Origin of the sequence: Stygiolobus azoricus, assembly GCF_009729035.1 — an archaeon.
Lineage (GTDB): Archaea > Thermoproteota > Thermoprotei_A > Sulfolobales > Sulfolobaceae > Stygiolobus > Stygiolobus azoricus.
The window spans coordinates 1,646,260-1,659,675 of sequence record NZ_CP045483.1 but is presented as its reverse complement, the minus strand read 5'-3'; the positions used below and the strand labels follow the sequence as shown (position 1 = coordinate 1,659,675).

Below are 13,416 nucleotides of genomic sequence, written 5' to 3'. Positions count from 1 at the left end.
CTTATTATACTCATTTGGGAAATATAAATTTGCTTTAAAAATATAAGCTTTACAATTTGATAAAAAACAGTTTATGTTAAAAGTACTGCTCCTTTTGAAGAAGACGAAACCAATTTCGCGTATTGTGCTAATAGCCCACTTTTGTATCTCGGTGGTGGCGGTGTCCACTCGTCTCTTCTTTTCTTTATTTCTTCAGGAGATAATTCTACTTCTAGTTTTCCTCTATCAGCATCTATAACTATTATGTCCCCATCTTTAAGCAATGCAATAGTCCCACCTACTGCTGCCTCTGGAGCTACGTGACCAACCATAATTCCCCTGGTAGCTCCTGAGAACCTTCCATCAGTTATTAACGAAACTTTTTCACCTAAACCTTGTCCCACAATAGCACTCGTAACTGCTAACATTTCTCTCATTCCTGGACCTCCTTTAGGTCCTTCATACCTAATAACTACCACATCGTTCTCAACGATCTTTCCTTCCAAGACTGCCTTAAATGCTTCTTCCTCAGAATTGAACACCTTTGCGGGCCCTCTATGGTATTTTACTTTACTGGCTGACACTTTCATAACTGCACCCTCTTCTGCTAGATTCCCCTTTAGTCTCCTTATTCCGCCTACTGGAGAAAACGGGTTCTTAACGTCTCTTACTATATGATCATGAGGGACATCAGGGATCTTATACTCCTCTAAATTCTGTTTTAAGGTCTTTCCTGTGACGGTGATCACGTCTCCGTGTAGTAGTCCTGCTTCAAGCAGCTTCTTCATTATCAGCGGAGCTCCACCAACTCTGTGCAAATCTGCCATCACATACTCTCCTCCAGGTTTCATGTTCACTATTTCCGGAGTCCTTAAACTAATTCTGTCGAAGTCATCAAGAGTGAGCTTTACACCGGCCTCATGAGCTATTGCGAGTAAATGAAGTACGGCATTTGTAGACCCCCCTGAAGCCATAAGCACGGTTATAGCGTTTTCAAATGCTTCAAATGTTAGAATATCTCTGGGTTTTAGTCCTATTTCGACTAAATGCATTAAGGCTTTTCCAGTCTCATATGCATACTTAGTTCTCATAGCATCCACGGCTGGAGGCGAAGCACTACCTGGTAAGGCTAACCCTAAAGCTTCCGTAAGTATACCCATAGTATTTGCCGTATACAAACCTCCACAAGTACCCGGCCCTGGTATTGCGTTATCTTCCATGAGTCTTAAGTCTTCGGCTGTGATCTTACCCTTAGAGTACGCACCTACAGCCTCGTATACATCTTGGATAGTTATTGGTTTACCCTTAAAGTTTCCGGGCAGAGTTGAACCTCCATACATAATTATCGAAGGTATGTTAAGTCTTGCCATTGCCATCATCATACCTGGCGAGGTCTTATCGCAACCGGCTAAGGCTACGAATGCGTCGTAACCGTGACCGTTTACTACAAGCTCTACAGTGTTGGCAACTAATTCCCTACTAACTAATGAATATTTCATTCCTTCACTACCCATGGCTATCCCGTCTATAACTACTGGAGCAGTAAATACTCTAGGAGTGCCTCCAGCACTTCTAACTCCTTCCTTGACTACGTTAGAAAGTCCCAGTAGATGTATATTACAAGGCCCTGCTTCGTTCCACGCTACTGCAACTCCCACTATAGGTTTGGAGATATCGTTATCCGTAAGTCCCATAGCTTTTAGGAATGCCCTATTAGGTGCTTTTTCGTACCCCCCATAGACTATGTTAGACCTCTTTTTAGGAGAATATTCAGACATCAAATGATATAAACAAGCTCAAAATTTTTAAATTATAATGGGTAATTACATAGGTTTAGCTATTATGGTCATTTGCGGATCGCTAATCTCAAACTTCTTCCACGAGTAACCACTATAAACATCTATGATTTCAAACCCCGCTTTTCTCATCAAGTTTACTATCTCATGTAAGCTATAATATCTTTGAGAGAATGTAACTTTCTCGACTTCTTTGCCGTCCTTTATATAAGATCTTGTTACTTGCAATCTCGATGTAAACGGGTCAAAGTTGTTATTATCTATAACCAAGTACGGTGGAATGTAGGAGTGTATTATCTCGGGCTTGTTGTAAATGAGGAAGTCCCTATTATCGAGGTTTACAATTAATAATCCTGCATCTTTTATTACTCCCCTGAACTCTCTGAGGATCTTTAAGTCATCTTCCTCTTCGTAATATCCTAAGCTGTTAAAAATATTAATAATGATATCGTAGGACTCGCCACTTAATACTTGAGTTAATTTCCTCATATCTCCTTTAAGGAAGGTACCTGTGGGTACGTTCTCTTTCGATTTTTTCACCATTTTTTCGGAGATATCGACGCCAGTTATCTCATAACCTAGTTTCGATAGAAAATAACTAACTCTACCAATTCCGCAAGGTACATCAAGAATCTTCTTTCCTTTAACGTTATATTTTCTCGACACTTCGTCTATCCATTTAGCCCACTTATTTCCTTCCTCCCAAAGCTTAAGCATTTCGTTTATGTAAAGGTCGGATTCAAAGATCTTTAACCAGTATTCATCCATTAACTTAATTTATGATGGCTTGGTAATAAAACTGATGAAATCCGTCATTATTTTACTCTTAATATTGGGAATTGGGATTATAATTGCTAACGGAGTTACCAACTCCTTGAACACTGGAGATGTCTTAGTATATGAAGTTACTATTACTCACGGCAACCAAATTTATACTTACAATTACACCTTCATCATAAATTCGATTAACAAAGATATAGTTAATTTTACAGTAATAATTGCAAGTTTTAATAACGGAACAAGCATTACAAAGAATTACATATTCCCTTTGTCTAAGTTAGAGTGCCTTCCATATAACGGTTCAATGTTTAATACGATGAATTTAACGTTCGTCGGATACGAGGAGTTTAATGGGAAAAACGCATCAGTATATTCTGGATATTACCATTTTTCTAATTTAGAAATACCAATAAAAGCTTATTATGTAAACGGAATTCTAAATTATGCTAACGGTAATTATGATAATTATTCTTTACAAGTCTCACTAATTAACGAATATAACAATCTGCAAGAAACCTTTACTCAAGGGTCTTTAACGGAGAGTAATTATATAATCTTAGCAATCGTTGTAGTTTTCATAATAATCGGTGTACTTTTACTAATAAAAATAGGAAAAATCTAAGTTAGATGAAATAAAATCAACTCCTACCTTGTCAAGGTTTTTCAACCAGTTTAAGAATTTCTTAGCATTTTCTCCCATAAATATTGAGCCATGTTGAGGTGCTACTATATTAATCTCTAAACCCTCAATTCTCTTAGCCCATAGCTCTATTGCTCTTCTAGACGCTATATATCTTCTGTGGAACCATTCCATAAGCTTAACGTGTTCCTCAAAATTATCCACTGTTAAGTACCACTTATCACTGCTGCACCCATTTACTCCGAGAAGTAAAATCTTGCTAGGTGAAAATTACCTGATGACTGCATAAAGTGGGCTGGAATTGTTTTAATTTTGAAAGAACCGAAACCAATATCCATGCTCTCGTCAGGAAGGTCTATAATTCTATTTCTAGGATCTACCCCTAAATGCGGAGTGAATCTCTCCCATAGATGGGATACATATATCTTGGCATTAGGGGCAGTATCCAACCACAAAGTTAAGCCCCTATGATATCTGGGTCTTGATGGCTATAAAGAATAGCCTTAATATTCTCAGGTTTTGCAAATCTAGATGTATTTTCAAAATTATGAAGTAGGTCTAGTAGTATATTCTAATCTCCGTAGACAATAAGATATTTATTTGTTAGAATCCCTTTTTCTGCCTTACTCTCGTCTAAACCTAACCAAATGAACTTGTGATTATCTGATTCATATAAAATGTATGGTTCATGAATTTTCATCTTTAACAACACTTGGAATTTCAGGTACTAGAAGTACATACACGTTTACCTTAAACTCTCCAGATAAGGAATTTAGTATATTTTCGTCGCTAAAATATTCTTTACCGTTTTCATTAACATAAATACCCTTTAAGTCTCCATTAATGAATAATAATCTGAACGACGAGAAAGTTGATGAGGCAGACACATAAATTGTCTTGTACTTTGATAGAATATCCGCTATGGAACTTAGGATTGTATCTATAATTTGTCCTTTAGGTGTTGAAATCCCTTCAGACTTTATCAGACGTGACTTCAACAATAGTTTTGAGACAAAGCTTAGTTTGTTTAATTGTCTTGAGTAATCAAACTCTTTCTCATTTTCCTGTGCTTTGATCTCATAAGCTCTCTTAGCTTCCTTACTTATCCCCTCTAGCAAGCTGTGTGCTATATGTGGTAAGTATTTTTTGACTATCCATTCTTTTTCTCCACTATATTCGATTGCTAAGTGAACTAGACTAGTAAAGTTTTTGTTATCTTTTACATTAATAAATATTTGGAACTTGTTATTTTTCCTAAGAGAGTTAAGAGTATATACAAACATTAATGATGATTGCTGAGAAAAAGTCACCTCAAAAGTATCTCTTAAGCTTAAAATGATAAATCTCGAGAACTGTAAAGTGATTATATTCCTTTCTCTTTCTACTTGATATGGAAAGTATGAGAGTATAGTATCGACATCTTTTACTACTGCAATAACGTTATCTGAATTAGTATTAACCGTCTCCTCAGCTAAATGAGTGATCATCAATTATAATTCTAATTTAGTTGATTAAAAATATAACTAGTCATAAAGTGAGATTTAAAACCTTAACAGTGTTAATTAAATTACTGTTGGAAATGATCGTCTTAACGTCAAACAATCTAGAAGAATTATTGACCCCTGAAATAGCAGTAAGTGCAGTCAGACAAGCTTTCTCATTATTTTCCTCCTCAAGGATAATACAACCTCAACGGCAATTGCTTACTATAAAAGGTAACTGGTGGGGGATAATGCCTTCTTATTGGGATAAGTCTGTTACAGTTAAGATAGTTAATGTTATACCCGAGAATAAAAAGAAGGGATTGCCCTCAGTTCAAGGTGCTGTATTACTGTTTTCGCCCGATACTGGAGAGCCTTTAGCTCTTCTAGATGGTACTACATTAACTGCAATAAGAACTTCAGCTGCAAGTGTTCTCTCAACAGAATTAGCGTTTGGGGGAAGGAATATCGGCACTTTAGGAGTCATAGGTGCTGGTATGGAGGCAAGATATCATATAAAGATTGCAAGTGGCTATCTAAAGTTATCAAGAATAATGGTAACGGCTAGGAGTTCTCATGTTCAGTTAGCTAAAGAATTCGGAGCTGAAGCTGTAGATCTAGAAACTCTGTTGAAGAACTCAGACGTCATATTTGCAACAACTTCCTCTTCTACACCAGTAGTGTTGGGAAAATTCTTGAAAGATGATTTTCATATTTCTAGCATAGGAGCCCATACCCCTGAAGCTAGAGAAATAGATGATGAAACTGTGAAAAAAGCTAGGACATACTTAGTAGATTCCTTAGAGGCTGTATCTAAAGAGACGGGAGATTATATGCAACCCGTAAGGAGCGGGATACTTAAAAAAGCCATCGAGATTGGTGAGATCATAAACAAAGGCATTAAAGTCGAGAGACCTTCTATATTTAAAACCGTAGGAATTGCGGCTCAAGATAACATTACAGCACTAACTGCTTATGAAGAAGCTGTAAAAAGGGGAATAGGTATAAAGGTCACTTAGGCTTCCAAATTACGTTGGGATTAAAAGTCTTCTCGTTAACGTAAAGTGCCATGACGAATAACAAAGATGAAAGCCTATTAAGGTAAACCACATGCTCATGCTTTACGTTTTTATGGTTTCGAGAAAGTCGAACTATACTCCTTTCAGCTCTTCTACATACTGCCCTTGCAAGATGAAGAAATGAGGAAGCCAGGTGGCCACCGGGTAATACAAAATTCTTCAATGGTTTGAGTGGTTCCGAATATTTCTTTATCATTTCCTCTAGTTCTTTAATCTTCTCAGTGCTAAAGTTTAATTCGAACCCTGCAATTTCAGATGAAATAGTGAATATGTCGTTCTGAATTTTCTCAATGTCTTGTCTTATTTCTGGGAAAAGTGATGAAACAACACCGAGCGAGGAGTTTAACTCGTCTAAATCCCCTAAGGCGTTAACAATATCCTCGTCCTTCCATACCTCTCCTACGGAAGGTACTTTAGTCTTTCCGCTGTCTCCACTCCCAGTATACCACATTTCACTTAACATCGTTATTTAGCTTTAATTAGCTTTACTTAGAGTTATACCAAATGAGAAAACTTTTACCGATAATTACGGTAATTTTGGTCTGGAGTTCCGCATATCCCCTAATAAAGATAGCACTCAATTACGTTTCCCCAATACTACTAGCGGTAATTAGGCTAGTTACTGGGGGGATAATCCTTACAGTCTATGGTGGAGGTCTCTCTTATGGTAAAAAGGAAATGATAGGTGGGCTGATTAATGTAGCACTCTTCATGCTTTTTCTTAACTTTGGCGTAATGCTTTCAGTAAATCCAGCTCTGTCTGCAACCCTTATATATACACAACCGATTTTCCTAGTCATATTGAGTGCAGTCTTTTTAGGTAAGAAACCTACAATACTTCAACTTCTCGGGACAATTATTGCAATTTCAGGGGCAATTTACTCAGCTGGGATAACTGGGTTCAACCTGGGTAGTATACTATCACTCATAGGCGGTCTTATATGGGCAATAGGTACGTTATATTACCAAGTGTTTCTAATAGAGAAGGACATCATTAAACTGAACTCTTTTATGGCGTTGTTTTCAGCCTTATTCTTGCTACCCTTTACTCCGATTAACTTTTACTTTAAGTTCAATATATCCGGAATTTTAGTCGCTGTGATAATCGGTATTACAGCTCAGGCAATAGGCTTCATAGCGTGGTTTAGCTCTATAAAGCAATTGGGCCCTTTTTTATCAAGTTCTCTCTCCTTACTTGTGCCGGCCATGTCCTATCTATTTTCGTTTATAATGTTAGGTGAAGTTCCAACATTTCAGCAACTATTAGGCACTGCAATAGTACTGTTGGGAGTATTTCTGACTATAATCTCACAGAAAATCAATAGAGCACTTCCACGGTAATTAGACTTTACTCCCCGGTTTTAGGATTTCACCGTGAGGTATCTGGGTCTCTGGGGAGATCAATGTTCCCAATTTACTAATCCTTCCTCTTATCACGGTTGCAGGGTAGCTAGAAGTAATTACATTTGCTCCGACTTTAGCTTTCCTACCTACTATAGTAGATGACAAATAACTCTTGGATCCTACTTCAGCATAAGGTTGGATTGAGCTCCTTGCTATTTCACAGTAAGCTCCTATTATGGCGTTATTCTCCACGGAAGAATAGTCCCTAATTAACGAATAGGTTCCTATATATGCGTTTCTTCCTATATATGCTGGTCCCTTGATGACAGCATAATCGTCGATGACAGCATAATCGTCTATTATTACTTTCTTACCAATTATTGCCGTCTTAGAGATTTCGCTGTTATCGGAAATCCTAGTTTTCTCTCTCCTTAACATCATCTCGATTCCGTTAATAATATCTTCAGGATAACCAACGTCAAGCCACTCCTCACTCCATATAAAGTACTTCAGTTTGTCTCCCTTGGACTGTAAATATGTCAAAAAGTCATCTATCTCTTCATTTTTCACTACATAAACTCCGCCAAGAGCTAAAGTAGAACCCTCTTTAGTTATCTCGATTCCTTTATCTGTCAACCTCGCTAAACCATATGTCTGTAACCCCTCACTTATGGGAATTAACGGTACTACCACTTCGGCACCAGAAGTCAGATAAGCGTTAATTAGGCTAACGTAAAACTCCTCAGGTGCTACGATATCTCCGAAAGCTATAACGACATTATCACCACTGGCTTTCTCCATTCCGTCCTTTATAGCCCCGTTAATTCCCTCTCTTTTTTGGATAACGATGTCGATGCTGATCTCCTTCTCGTTTTGTAATTCCTCCTCAAGTCTCTTTTCCCCCTTCTGCGACGTAACAATTATGAAGTCTTTTATACCCGCCTTTTTTAAACCTTGAATAGAATAAGAGATTAACATTCTACCGAGTAAGCTTATTGTCTCCTTCTGTTCTTTGTCTGAATAGGGACTTAAACCCTCTCCTTTCCCTCCAGCAAGGATAATAGCTTCCATATTGTGATATCTAATTGGGGAATTAATAATAATGATTGTAGAAGCAGAGGTACCCCTTAAGCTGACACTGTTTGGAGAACACGCTGTAGTATATGGAAAGCCGGCGATAGCGTATACAGTGTCTGAAAGCATTAAAGTCAGAGTGAGGGAAAGCGAGAAATTTTACGTCTCTTCTCAGAACTTACAGATAAAAGGCGTCAAGGTAGACCTACATGAGTTTAAAATAGAGAATGACAATGTGAGAAAACTTATCGCTTATGTTACGGAAGTTATTAACTATTTCAATGAGCATTACAGTTATAAGGACGGGAAAAAAGCTGCTATTGAAATAGAATCAAATGTAGAACCTTCAGTAGGACTAGGCACTAGTGCAGCGGTAGTAGTAGGGACTGTTGCAGCCTATTCCAGGTTTTTAGGATTAGAGTTACAGAAACAAGAAATAGCCAAAATATCTCATGAAGTAGAGTTAAGGGTTCAAGGAATTGCCAGTATTATGGACACGCATACAGAAACGTACGGAGGGTTCGTTTTCATTAAAGAGGGAAAAGTAGAGAAATTGGAAGTTCCTCCTTCGATCTCCTTCTCTGCAGGTTATTTTAGGCGTATTATGACCACAGCCGAGATGCTTCGTAATGTGAAGAGTTTGAAAGAAAAAAATCCTTCCCTGTTTACGACTCTGTTGGACAGTATTGAAAAGGTCACTGTAGAAGCTAGAACTGCTCTTACCTCAGGAGATGCGGATAGAGTAGGGGAATTAATGTACGTAAATCACGGTTTTCTATTCTCTTTGGGGATCACAGTTCCGGTGTTGGATCAGTTTGTCTCGATGGCTAGGGCTTCAGGGGTTAAAGGGTGTAAAGTCAGCGGCGGTGGGGGAGGTGGTGCAGTAATCTGTATAAAAGACCAAAGGGCAGAATTGCTACTTAACGCGTTGGGAGGTAAAACAATAAACGCTAACCCTACGTTTCAAGGTGTTACGGTAAAATTAATTTAGTGAGACCGACTCAAAAATAAATTATGTGTGGTATAATAGGTATTATCTCATCAAAGGAGAGCAAAAAACTCTCCGAGATCACAATTTCGGCACTTAAGAGGCTCGAATACAGAGGGTATGATAGCGTAGGAGTCGCTTCATTGAGCAGTAAAGGAATTGAAGTAAGGAAAGCTAAAGGTACTGTAGAGCAGGTCACTTTAAAGAAGAAAATACCTGAAATGTCTGGCTATATATTTCTTGGTCATACAAGGTGGGCTACACACGGGGCTCCAAGCGACTATAACGCTCACCCTCACACAGATTGTTCCGGAAGGATAGCGGTGATACATAATGGGACAATAAAGAACTTTAAAGAGCTAAGGGCAGAGCTAGAGTCTTTAGGGCATAAGTTCAACAGTGAGACGGACACGGAAGTTATCCCTCATTTAATAGAGGAATTTATAAAGAGGGGTATGGACTCTTTTACGGCATTCAAGTCAGCAATAAAATCGTTAGATGGCAGTTACGCTGTTTTAGCGATAATCGACGGTGAAAAAAGGATCTTCTTTGCTAAGAGGGACAACCCCTTAGTTATAGGACTGGGAGAAGGGGAGAACTATATTGCGAGTGATATACCGGCATTTCTCCCTTATACAAAAAGGATTCTAGTAATATCTGACGGTGAGATCGGGTTCCTGACGAATACAAGCGTTTACATTGAAGATCTGAACGGTAACGTAGTAGACGTGCATAAGAGGATAAGGATAGTAGATTGGGACGTTGAGACGGCATCAAAAGAAGGCTATGCCCACTTCATGATAAAGGAGATACATGAGTCACCTAAAGCGGTTAGGGACACGATCTCCAGTCTTATGTCTGACTTGGACGTAGTAGAAAAGATAAGTGAAGAAATAAGGCAAGCAGAAAGGGTGATTGTAACGGGAGCTGGGACCAGTTATCATGCAGGTTTATATTTCTCCTTACTCTTAACTAGAGAAGGGATAACTTCTATTCCGCTTATTGCCTCAGAATACTATAACGTAAAGGGAAAGAGAGGAGACCTAATTATCGCAATAAGTCAGAGTGGAGAGACGATAGACGTATTACAGTCTATACGTAAATTGAAAAGTGAAGGGGCTAAAGTAGTCTCTATAACAAATGTCATTGAGAGTGCTATAGCTAGAGAGAGTGATTACAAGATCTACATGAGGGCTGGGCCGGAAATAGGTGTAGCGGCTACCAAGACTTTTACTACTCAAGTTGCATCCCTCCTTTTCCTTTATTCTTATGCTTTTGGAAAGGATTGGAAAGCATTAAAGGACGCAGATAAGGAAGTAGAACAAGCGATTAATGCGACAGAAGGTTTTGCCAAAAGGGTTGGTGAAGAACTGGCAAAGAAACAGAACATATACTATTTGGGGAGGGGTCTTTCACTTCCGCTAGCTATGGAAGGAGCATTAAAAATTAAAGAGGTATCTTACGTCCACGCTGAAGCGTACCCAGCTGGGGAGAGCAAGCATGGACCTATTTCCCTAGTAGAGAGCGGGTTCCCAATAGTGTTTATAAACGACGGCGAAATGCCTGAATTACTGAAAAACAACGTTATGGAGATGAAGGCTAGAGGTGGGAAAATTTACATGATCAGTGTCAATAGAAAATTAGGGGAGGCAGAGCTTGAAATATTCCTTAACTCAAAGTTCCCCGCGTTATCCATATCTCCCGTGATTCAGTTGATAGCCTATTATGCAGCTGTTAGCAAAGGTCTTGATCCTGATAAGCCCAGAAATTTGGCTAAAACAGTTACTGTAGAGTAATGTACCTTTTGTTCCTTTTACTTAAAGTAAGGGGTAGGAAAGAGGGTAGAAGTAGTTGGTCTTGTGATATAATCTCCTTTTGTAGTTCCTCCAAGGAATAGCTTCTCTGTTCATTCCCTTTTCTCACCTTAACCGTTAGGGAACCTGTCTTGACTTCTCTTTCTCCGAGAAGGACTAAGTAGGGGATCCACTCTTTACCTGCCCTCGCTATTTTAGTACCCAGACCTTCGTCAGAGTCATCTACATCAACTCTTACCTTCATCTGTGTAGCTATTTTTATTGAATCTTCTATGAAATCCTTCTTTACGGGAATTATCCTAACCTGAATAGGGGAAAGCCAAAGAGGTAAAGTAGGAGGATTATCTCTGGAGGCATTTAACAGATAATAGTAAGTGAGAATGTTCACGTTTATTGCGTAACCCTTGTCCGTCTTAGTCTTTATAACGTAGGTGTTTTTAGAATCGGAGAAGGACTCGGGGATACCATCTAAATCCCTTTTCACTTTCACCTTAATTAAGGGTTCTTCATTTACACAAGGTAACCTTCTCCCCGAGGGAGTGCTATAAGATATAACCATTTCTCCATTTTCCGGTTCTCCCTCACCTTCTATTATGGAATCAGGTTTAACTTGATGTTTTATGTATTCTATCACAGCCCTTCTCATGAAAGATGCATGAGGAGAATTAGGGAAGCCGAACTTCTCGCAAATTTTAAGTTCCTCACTCTTCTGATAATTGATCTCATCAGCCCTTATCCTCTTCGAAAGTTCGCTTAAGGGGTGACCGTAACAGTCTATCATAAATTGCTTATACCAGCCGAAAGGAGTTCTATAAACTTCAACGCTTACTGCTTTCGACAACTTCTCTTCAAAGTCCTTCAGGACCTGGACGGCTAATTTGGGTTTCTCCAAGTTATCGGAAAGGTGAGCATAAGGATATATGACTACAGAGCTAGCCTTAACGTCATTTAACACTCTAACAACTTCGTTAACAGCCTTTTCTACGGTCTTATCATCATCCCCTTTTTCTACTGTTGTAAAGACTACTAAAGTGTTATCCTTTTGTAAAGATGTTAAGCTAGGTTCTTCGGGTTCCTTTACGGCTTTTTCTTTAACGGAAAACGAGAACTTAGATGCGTGGATTAACAAAAGGATCATAGCTTAATCTCCTTACCGTTTTCGGCAATTTCCACATATATTCCTAACTCTCTCTTAACCTCTTCTGCTAACCTAGAGGAGCTCGAAGGGTCGCCATGGACTAAAATAACTTTTTCCAAATTACTTGCTGCCTTAATTATTTGCTTTAACTGATTCTTCCCGGCGTGGCTTGAAAAGTCAAATAGTTGAAACCTCGCCTTTAACATAGGCGAGTACTCATCGAACTTGCCTGTCTCCAGAAGTCTTCTACCCGGAGTATTTTCCGCCTGGTAGCTAACTAGGAACACCCCGTTCTTAGGGTTATCTGCGACCTTCTTAAAGTAGTACACTGCAGGGCCTCCTTTCAGCATCCCCGCGCTGCTAACTATTACGCCTTCTCCTCTTGCTGCTTTGTTCCTGCTCCCCCAACCTTCGACGTATTTGAAATTGCCATAAGCCCTCTTCAACGCTGGGTAGTTGTTTATGAATTCGGGGTTCTGGATCATTAACTCGGTAATCTCTTTTACCATGCCGTCGTAAAACACCGGATACTCGATCTTTCTGTCAGCCAAAACTGATAGAATCTCTTGACTTCTCGATAAACTGAAAGCAGGAACTAAGACAGTTCCACCTTCCTCTAGAACTTCCTTCGTAGCTTCGTAGAACTCCTCCTCAACGACTTTTCTATCGGGGTGATTGAACCTACCGTAAGTACTCTCCATCACCAATACGTTAACGTCTTTGAGAAACTCCAGATCAGCCGGGCTTACTAAATGAGTGTTAGTCAAGTTAATGTCTCCCGTGTAGGCTATGGTCTGTTTTTCTGTCTTAACCTTAATTATAGCACTGCCTGGAATGTGTCCAGCATTTCCGAGTTCTACTTTAAAAGAATCGACTTCAAACTCCTTATAGTAGTCTACGCTCCTGAAGTTATCCATAGTCTTCTTTACTTCTACCCACTCAAAGGGAAGTTTGGCCCCTGAAAGCTTCAGAAAGTCCTTCAACATAATTTCTGTTATCAACCTGGTTATCCTAGTGCCATAAACGGGGTAATTTCCAGAAATCTGATACAAAGGCAAAGCTCCTACATGGTCTAAATGGGAGTGAGAGACTATGAAACCCTTTATCTTACTTGGAGTGTCTTGTAAAGGTAGGTTAGGGTTGTCGTTGGGGTCAAAGTTAACGCCGTAGTCTAAAATAATTGCAGAATCTCCTTTATCGATTTCAATAGCAGCCCTTCCTACTTCTTTTCCTCCGCCAAGTATTTTTATCATATAGTTACTCATTATGCATTAATCTTTAACCGCCAAGCTATTAAGTTTGT

General features: G+C 39.0%; 13 protein-coding genes and 1 pseudogene. 5 read left to right on the top strand and 9 right to left on the bottom strand.

Going from position 1 to position 13,416, the window contains the following annotated elements:
* Positions 1–71: 71 nt before the first annotated feature.
* Complete coding sequence (gene ilvD, locus D1868_RS09060) at positions 72–1,757, bottom strand: dihydroxy-acid dehydratase (RefSeq protein ID WP_156007573.1); 1,686 nt, start codon at positions 1,755–1,757, stop codon at positions 72–74.
* A gap of 45 nt (positions 1,758–1,802) precedes the next feature.
* Positions 1,803–2,543, bottom strand: coding sequence for a class I SAM-dependent methyltransferase (locus D1868_RS09055; protein WP_156007572.1), 741 nt, complete (start codon positions 2,541–2,543; stop codon positions 1,803–1,805).
* 34 nt (positions 2,544–2,577) lie between these two features.
* Here D1868_RS09055 and D1868_RS09050 point away from each other — a divergent pair, with 34 nt between their 5' ends.
* Complete coding sequence (locus tag D1868_RS09050) at positions 2,578–3,177, top strand: hypothetical protein (protein ID WP_156007571.1); 600 nt, start codon at positions 2,578–2,580, stop codon at positions 3,175–3,177.
* On the opposite strand, the gene D1868_RS11180 is transcribed toward D1868_RS09050, so the two are convergent.
* The 3 genes and pseudogenes from D1868_RS11180 to D1868_RS09040 form a co-directional block, all read right to left on the bottom strand.
* Positions 3,154–3,399, bottom strand: coding sequence for an oxygen-binding di-iron domain-containing protein (locus D1868_RS11180; protein ID WP_231112361.1), 246 nt, complete (start codon positions 3,397–3,399; stop codon positions 3,154–3,156). The two genes, D1868_RS09050 and D1868_RS11180, sit on opposite strands and share 24 nt — an antisense overlap.
* 32 nt (positions 3,400–3,431) lie before the next feature.
* Positions 3,432–3,694 (bottom strand): annotated as a pseudogene (locus D1868_RS11175) (oxygen-binding di-iron domain-containing protein).
* A 187-nt stretch (positions 3,695–3,881) separates the two neighbouring features.
* Complete coding sequence (locus D1868_RS09040; RefSeq protein ID WP_156007570.1) at positions 3,882–4,682, bottom strand: hypothetical protein; 801 nt, start codon at positions 4,680–4,682, stop codon at positions 3,882–3,884.
* 92 nt (positions 4,683–4,774) lie between these two features.
* Between D1868_RS09040 and D1868_RS09035 the strand changes: the two genes are divergently transcribed.
* A complete protein-coding gene (locus D1868_RS09035; protein ID WP_156007569.1) occupies positions 4,775–5,695 on the top strand; it encodes an ornithine cyclodeaminase family protein in 921 nt (306 codons plus the stop codon).
* On the opposite strand, the gene D1868_RS09030 is transcribed toward D1868_RS09035, so the two are convergent.
* Positions 5,688–6,206 carry a cob(I)yrinic acid a,c-diamide adenosyltransferase gene (locus tag D1868_RS09030; protein ID WP_156007568.1) on the bottom strand — a complete coding sequence of 173 codons (519 nt, stop codon included), beginning with the start codon at positions 6,204–6,206 and terminating at the stop codon, positions 5,688–5,690. The two genes, D1868_RS09035 and D1868_RS09030, sit on opposite strands and share 8 nt — an antisense overlap.
* A 53-nt stretch (positions 6,207–6,259) precedes the next feature.
* Here D1868_RS09030 and D1868_RS09025 point away from each other — a divergent pair, with 53 nt between their 5' ends.
* Complete coding sequence (locus D1868_RS09025; protein WP_231112359.1) at positions 6,260–7,096, top strand: DMT family transporter; 837 nt, start codon at positions 6,260–6,262, stop codon at positions 7,094–7,096.
* Here the strand turns inward: D1868_RS09025 and D1868_RS09020 are convergent, their stop codons facing one another.
* The gene (locus tag D1868_RS09020) at positions 7,097–8,170 is read right to left on the bottom strand and encodes a nucleotidyltransferase family protein (protein WP_156007567.1); all 1,074 of its coding nucleotides are present in this window, start codon (positions 8,168–8,170) and stop codon (positions 7,097–7,099) included.
* A 31-nt stretch (positions 8,171–8,201) separates the two neighbouring features.
* Here D1868_RS09020 and mvk point away from each other — a divergent pair, with 31 nt between their 5' ends.
* Both mvk and glmS read left to right on the top strand, forming a co-directional pair.
* Positions 8,202–9,164, top strand: a complete 963-nt coding sequence (gene mvk, locus D1868_RS09015) for a mevalonate kinase (RefSeq protein WP_156007566.1) — start codon at positions 8,202–8,204, stop codon at positions 9,162–9,164.
* Positions 9,165–9,187: 23 nt separating this feature from the next.
* Positions 9,188–10,957: a glutamine--fructose-6-phosphate transaminase (isomerizing) gene (gene glmS, locus D1868_RS09010; protein WP_156007565.1), complete on the top strand. Its 1,770-nt coding sequence runs from the start codon at positions 9,188–9,190 to the stop codon at positions 10,955–10,957.
* Here the strand turns inward: glmS and D1868_RS09005 are convergent.
* Both D1868_RS09005 and D1868_RS09000 read right to left on the bottom strand, forming a co-directional pair.
* Complete coding sequence (locus tag D1868_RS09005; RefSeq protein WP_156007564.1) at positions 10,944–12,113, bottom strand: threonyl-tRNA synthetase editing domain-containing protein; 1,170 nt, start codon at positions 12,111–12,113, stop codon at positions 10,944–10,946. The genes glmS and D1868_RS09005 overlap by 14 nt on opposite strands.
* Positions 12,110–13,378, bottom strand: coding sequence for an MBL fold metallo-hydrolase (locus D1868_RS09000; protein WP_156007563.1), 1,269 nt, complete (start codon positions 13,376–13,378; stop codon positions 12,110–12,112). Before D1868_RS09000 ends, D1868_RS09005 begins: the two co-directional genes overlap by 4 nt.
* Between the last annotated feature and the right edge of the window lie 38 nt (positions 13,379–13,416).